Origin of the sequence: Bacillus sp. GZB (genome assembly GCF_001975995.1) — a bacterium.
In the GTDB taxonomy this organism is placed as follows: Bacteria; Bacillota; Bacilli; order Bacillales; family Bacillaceae; genus Bacillus; species Bacillus velezensis.
Window position 1 is genome coordinate 212,373 of the sequence record NZ_MTQG01000018.1, and the last position, 22,104, is coordinate 234,476.

A 22,104-nucleotide genomic window follows, 5' to 3' on the forward strand; every position below is an offset into this window, starting at 1 on the left:
CGCTCCCCCCTTCTGTTATCTGTTTTTGTCACGTTAAATTCTCCTCAAGCATGTCAAAGATGTCTCCCATTTCATCCATCTCAAGATCCTGCGCGCTGAAATCGCTCGGCGTAAATTCTTTCTCCTCTTTGGCCGTGCAATGGCGGATGATCATTAAGAGATTGTCTTTAAACCGCTGCATCTGTGTTTCGACGGTGCTTCTTTCATATTCTTCCTGATTGTATGAGCAGGAAATGACGAAGCGGCCGCCTGTAACCATCCCGCTGAAGCTCAGTGCGTATAACGCCTCTGACTCTTCGCTGACTTGACGTCCCATATCATATGGAGACGGCTCAAACCATTCCGTTTTCACTTCATTGTCAAACTGCCCCAAGTAGTTAAAACTGATTTCAGGCGTGACGCCTTTTTCTGTTTTATCGGATGACAGATACCGGAGAATCCCGTATCCTACACCTTTATCAGGAACGCGCCGCACCGTCTCTTTTACCGTTTTAATGACGGAAGAGACGCCGTCTTCCTTGCTGATCTGCAGAATCAAAGGATATTGGGCCGTAAACCAGCCGACCGTCCGTGAAATATTGACATTCGGTATGATTTCTTCCCGGCCGTGTCCTTCTAAGTTGATGCCGACTTTGCCGTTTTCCGTCCATTCACCGATCGTTAAGCCGAGCGCGCTGAGCAGAATGTCGTTGATTTCCGTTCCGTACGGATGATGAACATCTGTGAGCAGCTGCGCCGTTTCTTCCTCAGTCAATTCACATTTCACGGCCGCCGTATGTTTGACGAGCCGTTTGTTCGGATCATGATCTTTCGGCAGCGGCTGGAGTTCTTCCGCATCTGCCTGCGCCCAATAATCCGCCTGCTTTTTCAGCTCTTCTGATTGCGCAAATGTGTTCAGCGCCTCCGCCCAATCTTTAAAGGAGTGGGTTTTCTGCGGGAGGACGATGCTGTTTTGCTGCTGCGCCTGTTTATAACCTGAAGCGAAATCCTCAAGCAGAATTCTCCATGAAACCCCGTCCACGACGAGATGGTGAATCGCGATTAACAGATGATCGCCTTGTTCTGTCCGGTATTGCTCCGCTTTTAACAGCGGACCGTTCTCCAGATCAAGACTTCCCTGAAGATGATCGGCAAGCCGCTGAATCTGGCTTTTCAGCATATCCTCGTCAGTTCCGTACAGATCAACGATGTCAAAGCTTGCCTTGCATTCTGTGGCAGGGAGGTATGTCTGAATGATGCCTTCCCTTTCTTCACGGTAAACCATGCGGAGCGCATCATGGTGTTCAATCAATGCTTGCAGGGTTTTTTCCACCAGGTCCGGATCAAAGCCGTCTTTCGCGTGAAGCATGACGGATTGGTTCCAGTGGTGTTTGTCGGTAAAGTTTCGTTCAAAGAACCAGCGCTGGATCGGCGTTAACTCCGCTTCGCCTTCGACAGGTCCCTGGTCAGCCTGCTTGCCTTCCGTCCGCTCCACGTAGGAGACGAGCTCTTCGATGGTCGGATGCTGAAAGAGATCCTTCATCTCCAGCTTGTAGCCATGCTGGTTCAGGCGGCTCGCCATTTGGATGCCTTTGATCGAATCGCCGCCGAGCGTGAAGAAATTATCGCTTACGCCGATCTGGTCAAGACCGAGCACTTCCTGCCAAATGTCGGAAAGCAGCGTCTCCATCTCCGTTTCCGGCGCTTTATATACGGCGCTTCCCGCTTCAATGTCAGGCGCCGGCAGGGCTTTTTTGTCAATCTTTCCGTTTGCGGTGACCGGAAGCTCGTCCATCTCCACCCAGAACGCCGGCACCATGTAGTCAGGCAGCGTGTCTTTCAACGCGGATTTGAGCGCTTCAATATCGTCCTGCTGAGGCGCGACATAGGCGCAAAGCGCGGTATTGCCCGCTTTGTCTTCCACCGCCGTCACCGCTGCGTCATGAACGTCCGCAAGCTGGGCGAGGCGGACTTCGATTTCTGAAAGCTCGATTCGGTAGCCCCGCACTTTGACCTGCTGGTCGATACGGCCGATGTATTCAATGCCGCACTGCGCGTTCCATTTGACGAGGTCGCCGGTCCGGTACATGCGCTCGCCGGGCACGAACGGATCTGCGGTAAACCGCTTCGCCGTTTCTTCTTCACGGTTCAGGTATCCGCGCGCCAGACCGCGGCCGGCCACACACAATTCACCGGCAATGCCTTCCGGCTGCACCTGATCGCCGTCGCCGAGAATATAAACTCTCGTATTGGCAATCGCCCGTCCGATCGAAAGCGATCCTTCCTCCGGATTGATGACGCCGCTTGTCGCGACGACGGTGTTTTCCGTCGGGCCGTAGTTGTTGACGATCGTGTACGGCTGTTTCACCGCCCGCTTCAGCTTGTCACCGCCGACGAGAAGCATACGGAGAGAGGTATTTTCCAGCTCCATAAATTGTTCGGCCAGCTGCGTCGGCAGGAAGGTGATGGTCACGCCGTTCTCCTCGAAATAGTGATTTAAGCGGGTGATATCCAGCCGGATCGCTTCATCAATGACGTGAAGCTCCGCGCCGATGGTCCATGTCGGGAACATTTCCCAGATGGAGGCGTCAAAACCGAAGCCCGCGTATTTGGCGCTTTTATCATCCGCCGTCATGGCGAATGCGTCGTGATGCCAGAAGCACAGGTTCACCAGCGCATGGTGTTCGACCATGACACCCTTCGGCTGTCCGGTCGTTCCTGACGTGTAAATCATATAAGCGAGATGATCCGCCGTTGTTTCCGTCTGCGGGTTCGCTTCATCGTTTTCATCAAGCGGCAGGCTCAGAATGGAGCGTCCGCCGTCAAGCAGAATCGTTTCTCCGTTGTAGCTTTCCGGCACGTCCAGCTCTTCCTGTGTGAGAAGAAGCTTGGCGCCGCTGTCCTGCAGAATGTAGCTGATGCGCTCTTCCGGGTAGTCGGGGTCAATCGGCACAAATGCCGCGCCCGCTTTCAGGACGCCGAGTACGCCCGCGGCCATTTCCAAGGACGGCTTCGTCAAAATGCCGACACGTTCGTCAGCCGTGACGCCGCAGTCCATGAGAATGCGCGCGATGCGGTTCGCCCTTGCGTTCAGCTCGCCGTACGTCCACTTCGCGCCGTTGTATGCCGCGGCCGGCCGGTTCGCGTAGCGGGCGGCCGTTTCCTCAAAGAGACGGTGAACCGTTTTGTCCCGCGGCACAGAAATCGTTTTTCCTTTCCATGCGTTGAGGAGGGCTTGTTTTTCAGCACCGCTGATCAGTGAAATCTCAGGCAGCTTTCTGTCCGGGCTTTCTGCCGCTTGCTTCAGAATCCGCAGGAACCCGGCGCTCCACTTTTCAATTGTTTCTTTTTTAAACAGATCAGCCGCATATTCAAACTGAAGGCCGAGACCTTCTTGATCCGTAAAGCCGCCGAGTGTCAGATCGAATTTCGCCGTGCCTTGGTTCGACTCATATGGAGTGATGCGCAGGTTCTCCAGTTCCAGTGTTTCTTTATCCGGATCTTCTGTCGTCACCATCACCTGGAACAACGGGTTGCGGCTCATATCTCTCGGCAGGTCAAGCTTTCCGATCAGATCCTCAAACGGATAATCCTGATGCGCCAGCGCGTCGAGATTGGTTTGTTTCACCCGTTCGAGCAGCCCGGCGAAGGTCTGCTCTTTGCGCGTTTCATTGCGAAGCGCAAGCGTATTGACAAACATCCCCGGCATTTCCTGAACTTCGGCGCTCGTTCTTCCGGCGGTCACCGAGCCGATAATGATATCGCGCTGCCCCGTGATTTTGCTCAAAAAGACATGGAACGCGGCGTGAAGCACCATATGAAGAGTCGCTCCCGATGATTCCATTAATTCACGCACCGCTTTTTCCGTTTCACGCCCCGCTCTGAAACGGACGGATTGTCCTTTAAAACTTTGGACCGGCGGACGGGGAAAATCGGTCGGCAGATTCAATTCAGGAAGCTCGCCGGAAAATGCGGAGAGCCAATAACGCTCATGGTCTTTCATCCGTTCGGCCTGCTCAGGTTCATTCTGCCAGACGGCGAAGTCTTTATAGTGCAGGTTCGGCGACGGCAGACTTCCCCCTTTATAAAGGTGAGCGAGCTCTTTGACCAGCATGCTTCTGGACACGCCGTCGGCAATAATATGATGCATATCCAGCAGCAGCAGGTGTTTCTTTTCATTCAGTCTGACAAGAGCGGCCCGAATGAGCGGAGCCGCACTCAGATCGAACGGCTTAATGAATGCCTGAATGATAAGATCCGCTTTCTCCTCGTCCGCTGCTTCAAAGATGTGCAGGTCAATGTCAGCCTGTTCTGCGATCTGCTGCATCGGGCGGCCGTTTTGATCGATAAAGGACGTCCGCAAAGACTCGTGGCGATTGATCATCTGATTGAGGGCTTCCTGAAGCCTTGAAATATTGACTTCTCCTTCCATCAGAAGAACGGACGGCATATTATAGCTGATTGTCTCCCGGTCAAGCTGGTTCAGTACGTACATCCGTTTTTGGGCGGATGATAACGGGTACGCGTCTGCACTGTCTGCCGGTGTGATCACCCGATATCCCTCAGATACCGCCGATTTTTCGATATATGCGGCAAGCAGGCGGACAGTCGGCTGTTCGAACAGCGCTTTTAACGGAACCGTTTTGTCCAGTTCAGCCTGAATATTGGCGAGGAGCATCATGCCTTTTAAAGAGTGCCCGCCGTAATCGAAGAAATTATCGTCGATGCCGAGCGTATCCGTACCGAGTGTCTGTTTCCAAATGCGGCACAGCTTTTCCTCCAATTCCGTTTCCGGCAAGGCTGAAACTGTTTGCGCCGTTTGGCTGACGCCCGGTTTCGGCAGGGCGTTTTTATCAGTTTTTCCGTTGGCTGTGAGCGGAATGCGGTCTACTTCCACGAAATAAGCCGGAAGCATATGAGACGGCAATGTTTCGGAAAGCCGTTTGCGAAGCTCAGAGCCTTTCAGCTCGCTGCCGGCTTTATAGTACGCGCACAGTTCCGGCAGCCCGCCTTCGCTGACTGCGAGAACGACTGCCTCCTGAATGCCGTTTACGCTTAACAGCACGGTTTCAACCTCTTTTAATTCAATGCGGTAGCCCCGGATTTTCACCTGATCATCCGCACGGCCGATAAATTCAATCGTCCCGTCAGGAAGCCTGCGGACGACATCTCCCGTTTTGTACATCAGGCTGTCCGGTGAAAAAGGATTTGAGAGAAATTTCTCCGCCGTCAGCTGCGGACGGTGAAGATATCCTCTGGCAAGCCCCTTCCCGGTAATATAAAGCTCGCCGCTTGCGCCCGGAGGAACGAGCTGCATTGCTCCGTCCAATACAAGCGCGCCGGTATTCGCGATCGGGCGGCCGATGACGGGACGCTGCTCATATTGATCAAGGCGCTCCATATTGATCCGTCCGGCAATGGCGCCGATCGTCGTTTCCGTCGGCCCGTAGTGATTGATGAAGTCGGTATGGGCGTATACGTCATGAAACTTGCGGACATCGGACGTGATGATCTTTTCTCCGCCGAGCACCACTAAACGAAGCGGGCTGAAACGGCGTTCTGCCGCAAAACGGGCTGTATTGACGATCATATGGAACAATGACGGCGTCAGTTTCATACACGTAATGCCGTTTTTCTGTATATACTCACCAAGCTGATCAGGCGACGTGTACGTCTCTTTCGGCACAATGTGCAGCTCGCCGCCCGCCTGAAGAATCGGGAATATAGCCGTATAGCCGAGATCAAATGCGTAAGAAGACAGCAGCACAGATTTGTCAGCTTCGGTCAAACCGGCTTCACGGCTGAACCATGTGACATAATTGATTAGATTGCGGTGCTCCAGCTGGACGCCTTTCGGTTTGCCCGTTGTTCCCGAGGTATAAATGATATAGGCAAGCTGGTCGGCGCCGGGCTTCGTTTCAAGCCGGCCGGCGCTTTCGTTCTGCCATTCTCCGTCTTCCATTACGATCGTTTTTCCTTTATAAACGGCGGCAGCGGTCATGTTTCTCTCATTGACGACCAGAAGCTTCGTTCCGCTGTCTTCAAGAGAGTAGCGGATTCTCTCTTCAGGAGTCTCCGGATCAATCGGGAGAAATGCCGCTCCGGCTTTCATGACGCCGAGAATCGCGGTAATCAAGTCGGCCGAACGATCCATCATAATGGCCACGATGTCCTCACTGCCCGTTCCGCAAGCCTGAAGGTGGCGGGCAAACCGGTTCGAGCGTTCATCAAGCTCACGATATGTCAGACTTGTTCCGCCCGCAACCGCCGTGAGATCAGGCGTTTTTTGCGCTTGCCGTTCAAACAGCGAAACAAAAGTGCCCTCAGGCAGATCCGCTTCTGTACGTTTTTCATCAGAAAGGAGCGCTTCCCGTTCAGGAGCGGACAGCAGGCTTGCGTCGGCCAGCTGAATATCCGGATTTTCGGCGCAGGCTTTAATCAGATTGACAAAATGAGCACTCCAGCGGCGGATGGTTTCGTCCGCAAATAAGGCTTTCGCATAATCAAAGCTCAATCCGACCTCTTCTCCGCGCTCAGCCGCTTCTAAGGAAAGATCAAATTTAGCGACATGATGATGCATGGAGTATGAAGAAATCTCCAAATCTCCGAGCCGCAGGGCCGGGATCTCCATGTTCTGCATATTAAATAACACGCTGAACAGCGGACTCCGGCTTGTGTCCCTCGTTAACGGCAGTTTTTCAATTAATTCTTCAAGCGGATAGCTTTGATGCTCAAAAGCTTGAAGGCTCGCCGTTTTCACCTCATCCAGAAATTGTTTGAACGTTTTTTTGCCGGCAGGATGCGATCGAAGCGCAACTGTGTTGACAAACATGCCCGGCACGTCTTGGAGATCAGGATGCTGTCTTCCGGCCGCCGGAGACCCGACTATGATGTCTTCCTGACCCGAATATTTGGACAGCAGCACTTGAAAAGCGGCTAACAAGAACATGTACATCGTCGTATCCGTATCAGCCAGCAGCTTCTTAATCTGCGCCGTCACCTGTTTATCAAGCCCGAAGATGACGCGTTCCCCTTCAAAACTGCGCTCGGCAGGACGCGGGAAATCAAGCGGCAGATCCAGCACCGGCAGATCGCCTTTGAACGTATCAAGCCAGTAGGCTTCGTGCTGATCGAGATTTGCTTTTTCACGCTGCCAGATTGAAAAATCCTTATAATGAATCTTTGGCAGCGCAAGCTCCGTGCCTTGATAAAGCTTCGCAAGATCACCGATGAAAATGCCCATTGAGCTTCCGTCCGTAATAATGTGGTGCATGTCAATCAGCAGAAGATGCCGGTCTTCTTCAAGCCGGATCAGCTTCGAACGGACAAGCGGCGCGCGGTTGAGCGCAAACGGCCTGATAAAGGCTTTTGTCAGCTCTTCTGCATCTTCTTCCCGGCCCTCGGCGGTTTCAAGCTCAAACGACACATTTTTATGAATGGTCTGCACAACTTCTCCATCTGCCATGTCAAACGACGTACGCAGTGTCTCATGACGGTTGATTAATGCCTGCATGGCCTCCTCAAGACGCTTTTTGTCTACTGATCCTTCCAGCAAAAGTACAGCAGGGACGTTGTAGCTCGTGCTGGCCTGTCCGAGCTGATTAAGGATATACATCCTGCGCTGTGCTGAGGAAACAGGATAATGCTTCTGATAAGGCGCTTGTCGGATCGGTTCAAACTGCTGTTCCTCCTCGCTCTCATGCTCCAAATAATGCGCAAGCTCCTGAATGGTCGGCTTTTCAAATAACACTTTAATCGGCACTTCTTTTTGAAAGTGCTCCTGGATTTTAGCGGTCATCATCATGGCTTTTAAAGAATGTCCGCCAATCGTGAAGAAATTGTCAGTCACACCCGCTTTTACACCGAGAATGCCTTCCCAAATGTCCGCGAGTTTCTGCTCCGCTTCCGTTTTCGGCGCTTCGTATTCTTTTTGAACGGCTTCAGCCTGAGGCTCAGGCAGCGCTTTTTTATCAATCTTTCCGTTCGCCGTCAGCGGAAACTGATTCATCTGGATGAAGTGCGCGGGAATCATATATTCCGGAAGTGATTCCGAAAGCGTTTTGCGCAGGTCTTCCGGCGAAAGAGCTTGGTCTGCTGTAAAGTAAGCGCAGATTTCATTTTCATCCGCTTTATTTTTCCGGATCACAGCCGCAGATTCCGTCACATTCTCCGCCTGGCTGATTTTCGCCTCGATTTCGCCGAGCTCGATTCTGAAACCGCGGACCTTTACTTGGTTGTCAATTCTGCCGAGAAACTCGATCGTGCCGTCCGGAAGCCACTTCGCCAAGTCCCCCGTCCGGTATATCATTTCATCCGGTCTGAACGGATCGCGGACAAACTGCTTCTCCGTTAATTCAGGCAGATTCACATAGCCCCTTGCCACTCCGCTTCCGCCGACGCACAGCTCACCGGGCGCGCCGATCGGCTGGAGGTTGCGGTTTTCGTCCATAATGTACGCAGTGGAATTTCCGATCGGCTTCCCGATCGGGACCGAACCGTCGTAGTCCTGATCAATGAGAAAACTCGTCGAAAACGTCGTATTCTCCGTCGGCCCGTAGCCGTTCCAAAGCGACAGCTCCGGTGATGCCTTCCTCACTTTGCTGACGATATGCGGCACAAGCGCGTCACCGCCGATGATGAGGTGCCGGAGCGTGTTAAACATGCCGGCATCCTTTTGGGCAAGCTGATTAAACAGCGGAGACGTCAGCCACATTGTCGTGATCCGCTGCTCTTTCAGAAATTGGGCGAATTGTCCGGCGTCAAGCAGCGTCTCTTTTTTCACCGGGTGCAATGACGCTCCGTTCAGCAATGCGCCGAAGACTTCGAAGGTTCCGGCATCGAAGCTGACAGCTCCCGTTTGCGCCATCCGGTCTTCTTCATGAACCGGCACGTAATTCGAATGTTTGACGAGCCTGATGATATTTCTGTGTTCAATCATGACGCCTTTCGGTTTGCCGGTCGATCCGGATGTATACATGATATACGCCAAGTCGTTGCCGCCGGCCGGAAGATTCAAGTCTGTTCCGCTTACCGTTTCATCCGCGCTTTCATCCAGCATGACGACCGGGACTTGCAATGCGCCCGCTTGTTCTTGATAGTCCTGAACTGTCAGCACGAGCCGAATCGAGCTGTCGTCCGCCATAAAGCGGAGACGGTCCTCCGGAAAAGCCGGATCAATCGGCACATATGCGCCGCCTGCTTTTAAGACGGCAAGCATTCCGACAACGGTTTCCGCAGACCGGTCGTTCATAATAGCGGCGGTCCGGCCTTTTTCCAGCCCGCTCTTCACAAGGTGTCTCGCCAGGCGGTTGGCCGCTTCGTTCACTTCACGGTAGGTCCATTCGCGTCCTGCTTCTTTTATCGCGATGCTTGCAGGCGTCCGGTTTGCCTGTGCTTCAAACAAACGGTGAACGGCCTCCTCTTCCGGAAGCGCCGTTTTCGTATCATTGAATACCTCAACAATCTGCCGCTCTTCTTCGCCTGAAACAAGGCCGAGTTCCCGCACGGGCGCGTCAGGCGTTCCGACCGCCGCTTTCATCATGCGGGTCAGATGGTGCGCCGTTCGTTCGATGGCATCATGAGCAAAAGCCGCTCCGTTGTATTTGATTTTGACAGTCCACGTTTTTCCCGGATACACGATAAGATTGAAATCAAAGCTCGTCTGCTCAAAAGCATGTTCCACTTTAATGGAAAAGCCGAGTCTTTCCTCCATGCCCCCGTTTTCCAGCTCTTTGTCCAGCGGATAGTTTTCAAACGCGACCAAATGATTCAAGAGGCTGCCGTCCAGGGCGGAGCGCTTTTGAATGTCATAGAGCGGCACATAATCATAGCGCTCGGCTTCCACGGCGTTTTTCTGAACTGCCGCCATCACGTCCGAAAAGGCTGCACCTTTGTCAATCTTGATTCTGACGGGAATCGTATTGATGAACAGCCCCGCCATCGTTTCTATGCCGTTGATTTCTGAAGGACGGCCTGATACGACGGTGCCGAACACCACATCGTCTGTATAGTTGTATTTGCTGACCACCGCACCCCAAACGGCCTGAAACAGGTTAGGCCCCGTGACTTGATGCCGGTTGGCGGTCTGCTGAATCTGCGCGACCAGCTCTTCATCCCAGACAAAAGAATATTCTTCATTTTGGTAGTCTTTCTTCTCTGATGCCAGACGGCCCGGGAGCAGGCTCGGCTGTTCGAAATCCGCCAGGCGGCTGCTCCAATATTGTTCCGCCTCCTCATAATCCCGGCCTCCGAGCCATTTGATATAGTCAGAGTAAGGTTTGCCCTGGCTTCCCCCGGCGGGCCGGCCGGCACGAAGCGCTTCATAGTTTTGAAACAGGCTTTTCATCAAAACGCCCATACTCCAGCCGTCCATGACGATATGATGATTGCTCCAGACGAGATACAGCCCCTTCTCACTGAGTCTGAACACCGCCGCTTTAAAGAGAATATCCTTCGCCAGATGAAAGCCCTGCTGCTGCACGCCGCGTTTATAGCGTTCGATATACTCAGTTTGGCGCGCTTCATCTAATTGACTGATATCTTCATAGTGCACCTTCGTCTTCCGCTCCGCCAATACGACTTGGCGCGGTTTTTGAAGCTGCTGGTGCACGAATACCGTACGCAGGATGTCATATGTCCGGATCAGCTCATTGACGCTTTTTTCAAAAAGCTCCAGCTGAAAGCTTCCGTGAATCCTAAGCTCTAATTGTGTGAAGTAGGAGGAAGAATGCGGATCAAGCAGCGCATGATACAGCATTCCCTCCTGCATCGGTGTGAGTGCATACACCTTTTGAATCGATTTTTTGCTCATATGTCACCTCTGTCTTTTCTGTTAGAGAATTTCCATTAATTTATCAAGTTCATCAAGCGTCAGATCATCATCGCCAAGATCGCTAGGCGTAAGCTCAGGTCCGTCTTGGGCCAGGCAGTGATCTATGATTTTCAAGAGGTGCCCTTTAAAACTGTCACTGAACGATTGAATGGTTTTTTCATGAAATTCGAGAGAATGATAGGCAAACGTCATCGTCATCTGCCCATTTTCTATAAATCCGACAATATCAAGCGCATTCGGCTTCTCTGTGTCAGGGCTCAGCGATTGTCCTGACGGCATCCCGGATCTTGTAAATAAGCCGGAATCCGACATCTCATTAAACTGGCCTAAGTAGTTAAAGCTGATATCCGGATCAATCTCAAATGAAAGATTCTCTTTATGCTCAGGCGCCGTTACATAACGCAGAATGCCGTAGCCGACTCCTTTGTTCGGGATGTGTCTGATGTCTTCTTTCATTTGTTTCAGCTGATATGAAAGATCGTCGGCGTGCTTCATCTCAAGGATCATCGGATACATGCTCGTAAACCATCCGACCGTCCGGGTGATATTCAAGCCGTCAAGAATGTCTTCGCGCCCGTGGCCTTCCAAATGAACGCCGATCGTGTCTTCCCCCGTCCACTCTTTCAGCGCCAGTCCGAGCGCCGTGAGCAGGATGTCGTTCATTTCGGTGTGATAGGCTTCATGTACGTTTGTCGTCAGCTGTTCAGTTTGTTCAGGCGTCAGAGAGAAGCTGACTGTTCTCGTATGTCTCATGCGCTGATCACCAGACTGCCTGTCTTTCGGAAGCTGAGTGCATACCTCTTTTTCCTCAAGCTCTCTCCAGTAATCCGCTTCTTTCAGAAACGCCTTCGTATTTGCATATTCTTTGATTCTCTCGGCAAATTCGGCGAATGAATGTGTTTTCGGCGGCAGCGCTGGTTCATTGCCTTGCTTCAGCTGCGTATAAACGGACGTGAAGTCCTCCAGTAAAATCCGCCAAGATACACCATCCACGACTAAGTGATGGATTGCGAGAAGAAGGTGGTCTCCATCTTCAGCCCGGAAGAGCCCGGCCTTCAAGAGATGTCCTATTTCCAGTGAAATACTGCTTTGAAGACGGTCTGCTTCCCTTTCGATACGGTCCTCATGGTCTTCAGCAGGTCCGTTCAGCTCAAAGACGTTCAATTCAACAGACGCATCCTCAATCCCTCTGTAATACGGTTTTTGTTCACGATAAATCATCCGGAGCGCATCATGGTGCACCGTCAGGACATGTAATGTTTTTTCTGTTATCTCTGGATCAAAGCCGTCTTTTGCGTGAAGCATGACGGATTGGTTCCAGTGGTGTTTGTTCGTGAAGTTTTTCTCAAAGAACCAACGCTGGATCGGCGTTAACTCCGCTTCGCCTTCGACAGGTCCCTGGTCGGCCTGCTTGCCTTCCGTCCGCTCCACATAAGAGACGAGCTCTTCGATGGTCGGATGCTGGAAGAGATCCTTCATCTCCAGCTTGTAGCCGTGCTGGTTCAGACGGCTCGCCATTTGGATGCCTTTGATCGAATCGCCGCCCAGCGTGAAGAAATTATCGCTTACGCCGATCTGGTCAAGACCGAGCACTTCCTGCCAAATGTCGGAAAGCAGCGTCTCCATCTCCGTTTCCGGCGCTTTGTAAGCGGCGCTTCCCGCTTCAATGTCCGGTTCCGGCAGGGCTTTTTTGTCAATCTTTCCGTTTGCGGTGACCGGAAGCTCGTCCATCTCCACCCAGAATGCCGGCACCATGTAGTCAGGCAGCGTGTCTTTCAGCGCGGCTTTGAGCGCTTCAATATCGTCCTGCTGAGGCGCGACATAGGCGCAAAGCGCGGTATTGCCCGCTTTGTCTTCCACGGCCGTCACCGCTGCGTCATGAACGTCCGCAAGCTGGGCGAGGCGGACTTCGATTTCTGAAAGCTCGATCCGGTAGCCCCGCACTTTGACCTGCTGGTCGATACGGCCGATGTATTCGATGCCGCACTGCACGTTCCATTTGACGAGGTCGCCGGTCCGGTACATGCGCTCGCCGGGCACGAACGGATCTGCGGTAAACCGCTTCGCCGTTTCTTCTTCACGGTTCAGGTATCCGCGCGCAAGACCGCGGCCGGCCACACACAATTCACCGGCAATGCCTTCCGGCTGCACCTGATCGCCGTCCCCGAGAATATAAACTCTCGTATTGGCAATCGCCCGTCCGATCGAAAGCGATCCTTCCTCCGGATTGATGACGCCGCTTGTCGCGACGACGGTGTTTTCCGTCGGGCCGTAGTTGTTGACGATCGTGTACGGCTGTTTCACCGCCCGCTTCAGCTTGTCACCGCCGACGAGAAGCATACGGAGAGAGGTATTTTCCAGCTCCATAAATTGTTCGGCCAGCTGCGTCGGCAGGAAGGTGATGGTCACGCCGTTCTCCTCGAAATAGTGATTTAAGCGGGTGATATCCAGCCGGATCGCTTCGTCAATGACGTGAAGCTCCGCGCCGATGGTCCATGTCGGGAACATTTCCCAAATGGAGGCGTCAAAACCGAAGCCCGCGTATTTGGCGCTTTTATCATCCGCCGTCATGGCGAATGCGTCGTGATGCCAGAAGCACAGGTTCACCAGCGCATGGTGTTCGACCATGACACCCTTCGGCTGTCCGGTCGTTCCTGACGTGTAAATCATATAAGCGAGATGATCCGCCGTTGTTTCCGTCTGCGGGTTCGCTTCATCGTTTTCATCAAGCGGCAGGCTCAGAATGGAGCGTCCGCCGTCAAGCAGAATCGTTTCTCCGTTGTAGCTGTCCGGCACGTCCAGCGCTTCCTGTGTGAGAAGAAGCTTGGCGCCGCTGTCCTGCAGAATGTAGCTGATCCGCTCTTCCGGGTAGTCGGGGTCAATCGGCACAAATGCCGCGCCCGCTTTCAGGACGCCGAGTACGCCCGCGGCCATTTCCAAGGACGGCTTCGTCAAAATGCCGACACGTTCGTCAGCCGTGACGCCGCAGTCCATGAGAATGCGCGCGATGCGGTTCGCCCTTGCGTTCAGCTCGCCGTACGTCCACTTCGCGCCGTTGTATGCCGCGGCCGGCCGGTTCGCGTAGCGGGCGGCCGTTTCCTCAAAGAGACGGTTAACTGTTTTGTCCCGCGGCACAGAAATTGTTTTTCCTTTCCATGCGTCAAGGAGGGCTTGTTTTTCTGTTTTATTCACCAATGAAAGCTCAGAAAGCTTCGCAGCCGGATTTTCCGCTGCGGCTTCTAACAGTTGAAGCCAGTAATGCTTCCATGTCTCTGCCGTTTCCGGTTTAAACAGCGCGGTGTTATATTCAAGCACAAACGTTAAGCCTTCGTCTGTGTCCTCAGCCGTCATTGTCAGGTCAAACTTGGCTGTTTTTCTATCAAACGGATGGTGCTTCAGCTCAATTCCTTCCATGACCAGATCTTCCGCATTTGCATTTTGCATTGAGAATACCGCATCAAACAGCGGATTTCTGCTCGTATCACGCTGCACCTCAACCTTTTGCAGAAGGTCTTCAAGCGGATAATCCTGCGCGTCAAATGCATGTAAAGCGGTTTGTTTCACTTCTTTAAGATAGTCCGTGAACGTTTTGTCCGCTTCCGGATACGTACGAAGCGCGAGTGTATTCACAAAAACACCGATGACGTTTGCGAGATCCGCATGTGACCGTCCCGCAACCGGCGAACCGACAATGATGTCATGCTGTCCGCTCAGTTTTGAGAGAAAGGCGCTGTATGACGCTAGCAGCACCATGTACATGGTAGAATCCGTTTGTTTCGCAAGACTGCGAAGAGCCGACGTCTGTTCCCCAGTCAGAGAAAAGACCAGCTTGTCTCCTTCAAAGGTTTGCACGGCCGGACGGCTGTAATCAGCCGGCAGCGTCAATACCGGAAGCTCGCCGTCAAGCTCCCGAAGCCAATGCTCCTCCTGCTTGCGGTACTGCTCTGATTGAATAAATTTCTGCTGCCATACCGCATAGTCTTTATAATGAATCCGCAGCGGCTCAAGCATTTCGCCGCCATACAAGCGGGACAGTTCATCTATCAGCACGCCCACTGAAGCGCCGTCCGAAATGATATGGTGCATATCAAACAGCAGCAGGTGGTCATGTTCAGCCAGCTTGACCAGTCCCGTTCTGACGAGAGGAAGCTGATCCAGGCGGAACGGCCGGATAAAGCTCTGAATAATCCGTTCAGCATCTTCTTCAGAGGCTTCATAATATTCCATGTCGATATCAGCTTCCGCCCATATGCGCTGAACCGTTTCTCCATCCTTTATGTCAAATGTCGTTCTGAAGGCTTCATGGCGTTCTGTCAGCTGTTTCATGACGGATTTCAGCTTTTCTGCATCAAGCTTTCCTTTTAAGCGGAGCACAGACGGCATGTTATAGCTTGTTTCAGCGCCTTCCAGCTGCTGAAGCACGAACATCCGCTTCTGCGGTGAAGAAACCGGATACGTTTCCCGCTCGGCAGCCGGTGCGATGCTCTCTGCCGTTTTCCGCTCAGCCCCTTCAATCAGCTGCGCCAGCCCCGCAGCCGTCGGAGAAGTGAACAGATCCTTTAAGGTAAGCTGCACGCCGAATGTCTTCTGGATAAGGGCCAGCAGTTTCATCCCCGCTAACGAGTGGCCCCCGATCTCAAAGAACTGATCATGGACGCCGACCCGCTCCATTTGCAGCACCTCAGCCCAAATATCCGCCAGTTTTTGTTCTGTTTCATTGCGCGGCGCCGTATATGACACGGCATTCGCTGCGGTCACATCCGGCATCGGCAGCGCCCGCCTGTCGATTTTTCCGTTTCCTGTAAGAGGCAGTTCATCCAATTGAATAAAGACGGACGGAATCATATAAGCCGGAAGATCCTTCGCCGTATGCTCCCTCAGCTCCCGGGAAGAGATTTCCCTGAGGCCGACAACATACGCGCAAAGAAGTTTGTCACCCGCGCCCTGATCCACAGCGAGCACAATGCATTCCTGAATCTGGTCATGACTTTGAAGCTGATGCTCAATTTCGCCAAGCTCAATCCGCTGACCGCGAATTTTCACCTGATGGTCGATACGTCCGATAAACTCGATATCGCCATTCGGAAGCCATCTGGCCAAGTCGCCCGTTTTATACATCCGTTCACCTTCCTTAAACGGATGCTTTACAAATTTTTCTTCCGTCAGTTCAGGACGGTTGTAGTAGCCTTCTACGAGACCTTCCCCGCTGACGCACAGCTCTCCCGCGATACCCGCCGGCTGAATGCGTCCGGCTGAGTTCATGATAAAGACTTCCGTATTGCTGACCGGTTTCCCGATCGGAACGGAGAGCGTATCCTCTTCAATGACATCCACCGGATGGTATGTCGCAAACACTGTGCTTTCCGACGGGCCGTACATATGAAGCAGTCTTCCTTTTCCGACTGCCGCCAGCGCCTTTTTGACATGTTCTACAGACGCTCTTTCGCCCCCGAACATGATTTTCCGAAGCGTCGTCAGACAGGACGGCTCCATATCAACAAGCAGGTGGAACAGGGCCGTCGTAATCATCAGAATGCTGACGTTCTCCCGTTTGATCACACGGGACAGACGTGACATATCCAGCACCGTATCTTTCGGGACGATCACAAGCTTTGCACCGTTTAACAGCGAACCGAACATATCAAACATAAAAGCGTCAAAGACGTAGTTTGACAGACCGAGCACTGTGTCCTCTTCAGAAACGGTCAAATAGTTCGTGTTTTTTACCGTCCGCAAAATGTTGGCATGTGTGACGATGTTTCCTTTCGGCGTTCCCGTCGTGCCAGATGTATAAGTGAGATTGGCAATCGTTTTGGAATCAAACGGCAATGCTGGATTGCGAGAGTCCTTTTCATAGCTCGCCTCATCATCAGCAAGCACAATGACGCCTTGAAAACCGGCCTTTTCCGCAAGCGGCTTGAGACTTTGCTGAGTCATGAGCACATTCGCCCCGCTGTCGCGGAAGAAATGCTGAATCCGCTGAACCGGATGCTCAGGATCAATCGGCACATAGGCGGACCCCGCTTTTAACACAGCCATAATGGAAACAATCATATCCATTGACCGTTCACACAGAACAGCCGCGGTTTTTCCGCCGCCTCCGACCGAAAGAATATGCCGCGCAAGCCTGTTGGCGCGTTCATTCAGCTGCTGATACGACAGGGTTTTCCCTTCGAACTGAAGAGCCGTCCGGTCAGGGTTCTTTCGGACCTGTTCTTCAAAGATCTGCACGATCGTTTGCTCTTTCGGGTACGCCGTGCGCTCCGGATTGAACCGCTGTAATTGAGTCAAAGCCTCCCGTTCAGAAAGCAGATCATATTCGCTGATTTTCACATCCGGCTGAGCTGCCGCGCTCTCCAGCAGACGGACATAGTGCGCAAGCATGCGATCCGCAGTTGAGCGCTTAAACAGCTTCGTGCAATAATCCAAATCAAGCGCAAGGCCTTCCGCTGTTTCCCGGGCCTGCATGGTCAGGTCGAATTTGGCGATATTGAAGTTTGTTTCATGAAGAGACAGCGTCAGATTACCGATCTCCGGAATTCCGTCCGAAGCATTTTGCAGACTGAACATCGTATCAAATATCGGATGCCTGCTCATATCCCGGGGCACGTTCAGCTCCTCTGTCAGCCACTCAAACGGATAGTCCTGGTGAGAAAACGCGTCCAGCACCTGCTTGCGCACATGACCTAACAAGCCGGCAAATGTCTGATCCTGCTTCACGGAGCTTCGCAGCGCAAGCGTGTTGACAAACATCCCGATAAGCCCCTCGGTATCAGAGTGATTTCTTCCCGCTGACGGTGTTCCCACGATGATGTCTTCCTGTCCCGAATACTTAGAAAGCAGCGTATAGTAAGCTGATAACAGCACCATGTAAAGGGTGGCTCCGTTTTTCTCGGCAAGCTTCTGCAGCCGTTCCCGCAGCATTTTCGGCAGCTTGGCGGACACGCGGTCACCTTCAAAGCTTTGCACCTGCGGCCGCGGATAATCAGGGAGCAGCTGAAGCACCGGCAGTTCGCCGCTGAAGACTTCTTTCCAGTACGCCCGCTCCTTCTTGTAGCCTTCTTTCGCCCGTTCCGCCTGCCATACGGCATAATCTTTATATTGAATGCGCAATTCAGGCAGCTGATTTCCGCCGTAGATGTCAGCCAGTTCCTTCAGCATGATGGAAATAGACACCCCGTCAGAAATCAGGTGATGCATATCAAACAGCAACATATGGCGATTGTGACCGAGCGTTTGCAGGCCGATTCTGAACAGCGGCGCCTCAGATAAATCAAAACGGCGCACAAAGTCCTTCATGACCTGTTCATTCGTTCTTCGGCGCGCTTCGATCATTTCAATATGAAACGGAACATGTTCGTGAATCACCTGTCTCGGCGTGCCGTCCTCTGATTGAAACGATGTTCTGAGCGCTTCATGCCTGCTGATTAAGGCAGAAAATGCACGCTCAAGCTTTTCACGGTCTAAAGCGCCCTCAATCATGGCCGCAGCCGGCATGTTATACCCGACTCCCGCGTCTTCAAATTGGCTCGCGATATAAGTCCGCTGCTGAGCGAGCGAAAGCGGATAGCTCGCCTGCTTCTCAGCCGGCTCAATCGCACTGAATGCCGGTCCTTCGTTTCGGTTTTCCGCATAATCGGCAAGCGCTGCAATCGTCGGATGCTCAAACAAGTATTGCAGCGGAATTTCAACGCCCATTTGCTTATGAATTTTCGTCAGAAGCGTCATGGCCTTTAATGAATGACCGCCTGACTCGAAGAAATGATCATAAATGCCCGCCTTGTCCATTCCGAGGACTTCCTGCCAGATGACGGTGAGCGTTTCCTCCGTTTCATTTCTCGGCGCGGCATATTCGGACGAGCTGACAGCCTGCACATCAAGCGCAAACAGCTTTTTGCGGTCCGCCTTCCCGCTCGGCGTGAGCGGAATTTCGTCCGTTTTTGTAAAGTAAGCGGGCACCATGTAATCAGGAAGGTGCTTTGACACATACTCTCTGTACTCGGCAGGGTGAAACTCGGTTCCTTTTTCCTGAACGATATATGCGCAGACATCTAAGCTGCCCTGCTGATCCGGCCGTGCCAGCACGACGGCCTGCGCCGCGCCCGGAGCTTTTCTGAGCACCGTTTCAATTTCTCCCAGCTCAATGCGGTAGCCGCGGACTTTCACCTGATCATCTTCACGGCCGATATATTCGATCGTCCCGTCCGGCAGCCAGCGCGCCATATCACCCGTGCGGTACATGCGGCCGCTTCCGTTAAACGGGTCTTGCAAAAACTTCTCTGCGGTCAAATCCGGCAGATTTAAATAGCCGCGGCCTACACCGTCACCCGCGATATACAGCTCACCGGCCGTGCCGTCGGGCTGAAGCCGCTGGTGCTTATCCAATATATACAGACGGGCGTTGCCGAGCGGTTTTCCGATCGGAACGTACGCCGCCTGTTGATTCATTCCGTTATCGGCTGACACCTGATGCACGGACGCATCTACGCACGTTTCTGTCGGCCCGTAGACATTTGTCAGACGCGGCGCCCTGCCCGATTGATGAAAGAGCGTCATCAGCTGCTCGGCAACAGCCGCGGACAGGCCCTCTCCCCCAATGAGCATGTGGCGCAATTCAATTCCGCTGACATCTCCCGCCGCAACCATCATCTGCAGATGCGCAGGCGTTCCGTCAGTGGCTTCAATCCGGTTTTGACGATAATAGTCCAGCAGTGCCGAGCCATTCGTTACAGTCGTTTTCGGCACGATATAAAGCGTCTGTCCCAAAAGAAGCGATGCAAAAATCTGTTTGACGGACGCATCAAAATGAAACGGAGCCAAAAGCGCCATTCTTAACGTCTGCTCACCGCATTGATAAATCTCCTGCTGCAGTGATTGCACCAGATGATGAACTTGCTGGTGCTCAATCATCACGCCTTTCGGCCGCCCCGTTGTACCTGACGTGTAGATGATGTAAGCCAGCCGGTCTGATTGTGTGCTGACACCGTCCGCAGCCGTTTCAAACTGAACAGCCTCGTCAAAATCAATCCGTTCGGCATCCGCTGCAGGCACCTGTATTCCGGTCTCCGTCAGAACAGCCTTCGCTCCGCTGTCCTCTAAAATGTACTGAATCCGATCCGCCGGAAAGTCAGGATCTATCGGCACATAGGCTCCGCCCGCTTTCAAAATTCCCAATATTGCCGCAATGACACGCTCAGATCGGCCAAGCAGCACCGCGACAGGAGAATCGGCTGATATCCCGGCTTTAAGAAGGCGTCCGGCAATACGGCCTGATTGTTCATGCAATGTGCGATAGGACAATGTTCGGCCTTCATACACAACCGCGGGTTTGTCAGACAGTGACTTCACTTTCTCTTCAAACAGCCCCGGTATCGTCATCTCCTTGCGGTAATTCACCGGATTGCCGGAGGCCCGTTTCAGCAGCCGCTCTTTCTCGGATTCAGAAAGAAGAGTAAGTTCATCAATTATGCGATCAGGAGATGAAATCGCATCTTCAATCAGCGTGATCAAACGTTCAGAAACAGATTCAATCTCTTCCCCCTTGAAAATGTCGCTGCGATAGTCAAAATCAATTGTCAGTTTCCCGGTGTCCCATCGTTCCTTCACATGAATCGAAATATCATTTGTACCGCTTCCGCTGAAAATAGGGTCTGTCAGGAAGGACAGATTCTCTTTTTTCTGCCACTGCATCACCTGGTACTCCAGAGCCACCGTAAACAATCTGCTCAGCGAACTTTTCGAAGCGCGCAAATCATTGACAAGCAGGTTATACGGATACTTTTGGTGGCGGAGAATTTTCATCAGATCCTTCATCCGGCCTTTAACGAATTCCAAGAACGACTGTCCTCCGTCAACGCTTGTCCGCACAGGCACCGTAGATACGAACATCCCGAGCATCTGCTTTTCTTTCGCATTCGTCCGGTTTCCCATAAACGTACCCGTGACAACGTCATCCCGGCCGGTCACTTTGTAGAGATAAGTGATCAGAGCTGACTGGAACAGAGACAGTACGCTGACTTTATGCTCCTCGCAGAATGAATGAATGCGGCCATATAAGTCATGAGGAATTTCTTGAGAAAACCGTTTCGCATCAAGACCCGCATCTGCCCGGCTCCGTTTCAGGGACACAAGCTCCGGCACGGTCTCAAACTGCCCGTTCCAAAAGTCCCGATCCTTCTTAAACCGCTTCGACTGCACATATTCCTGCTCTGTCAGCACGTGCTCGATAAAAGAAGGAATCTCCGTCTGTTCCCCACTTGTCCCGCCTGAAAGCTCCAAATAAATATCAGTAATCGCATTGCCCAGAATCGTCATGGAAATCCCGTCTGAAATAATGTGATGCACATTAGCGTAAAACCAGACCTCATTTTCACTGATCGTGTGCACGGAAAAACGGAATAAATCCTGATCATATAACGCCAGAGGCTTGCCAGCTTCTTCACGCCCCCATTTTGACAGCTCGTCCGCAGAGCAGCCGGCTTGCCTGATATCCGTGTGCCCGATGGAGAGCGGACGGTATTCGCTCACATATTGAACGGGCTCCCCCTCATCATCAAGCCGCAGACGGATTCTCATCGACTCATACCGCCGGACGAATTCCTGTATCGCTTTCTCAACGTAATGAGCCTGTACGCCGTCTTCAGAAATGAGTTTCCCGAACCCGGCTAGATTTGAAATACTTGTCTTCGGATAGAATTTTTCTGTATACCAGATACGTTTTTGAGCATTTGTTAAAGGATAAAAAGTTATTTCCATATGTGTGCGCCTCCCCTTTTTAAGATATAGTTGTCAATTCTCCCTTAGAAACAGCCTCCCTCTATGTCCCTAACTCATTCTCAAGCCAAAAGAACCACTTACCTCAAAAACGATCCCGATTCAATCACCGCCGAAATCCGTCATCCGTTCACCCGCGCAGTCCGAAATACGGCATCAAATTTATGAGAAATCAAGACAAAAAGCCATTGATTGTAAGCACGAAAGGTTTACCTATTTCTGCATGTATTTCTATATATCTACTTACGTTCACTTTATATGAAAATATTGTTTTTATCACCGAAAAATGGGTGAAAAGTTTCATGCGGCACACCGAAAAAAAATCCGACAAATCCAGAGGGTATTTTGCGGCATCCCGCAATTTATTTTCAAAAATATTATTTACGTAAAATTAAAAATCTTTAAACTATAATGAAAATCTGTCGAATATCCAGTTATGGCAGAAATAAAAAAAATTTACGTACGTAAGCTGAACCGGAAAAAACAGCGCAAGAACCGAAACAGACGGCCCGAATGTTCGC

At 52.2% G+C, this 22,104-nt stretch carries 2 protein-coding genes; both read right to left on the reverse strand.

Going from position 1 to position 22,104, the window contains the following annotated elements:
• Positions 1–28 precede the first annotated feature (28 nt).
• Positions 29–10,789 (reverse strand): surfactin non-ribosomal peptide synthetase SrfAB, encoded by a 10,761-nt coding sequence (gene srfAB, locus BXO87_RS21175; RefSeq protein ID WP_038456925.1) that lies wholly within the window; start codon positions 10,787–10,789, stop codon positions 29–31.
• Between the two features lie 21 nt (positions 10,790–10,810).
• The gene (gene srfAA / locus BXO87_RS17320) at positions 10,811–21,565 is read right to left on the reverse strand and encodes a surfactin non-ribosomal peptide synthetase SrfAA (RefSeq protein ID WP_038456924.1); all 10,755 of its coding nucleotides are present in this window, start codon (positions 21,563–21,565) and stop codon (positions 10,811–10,813) included.
• Positions 21,566–22,104 lie beyond the last annotated feature (539 nt).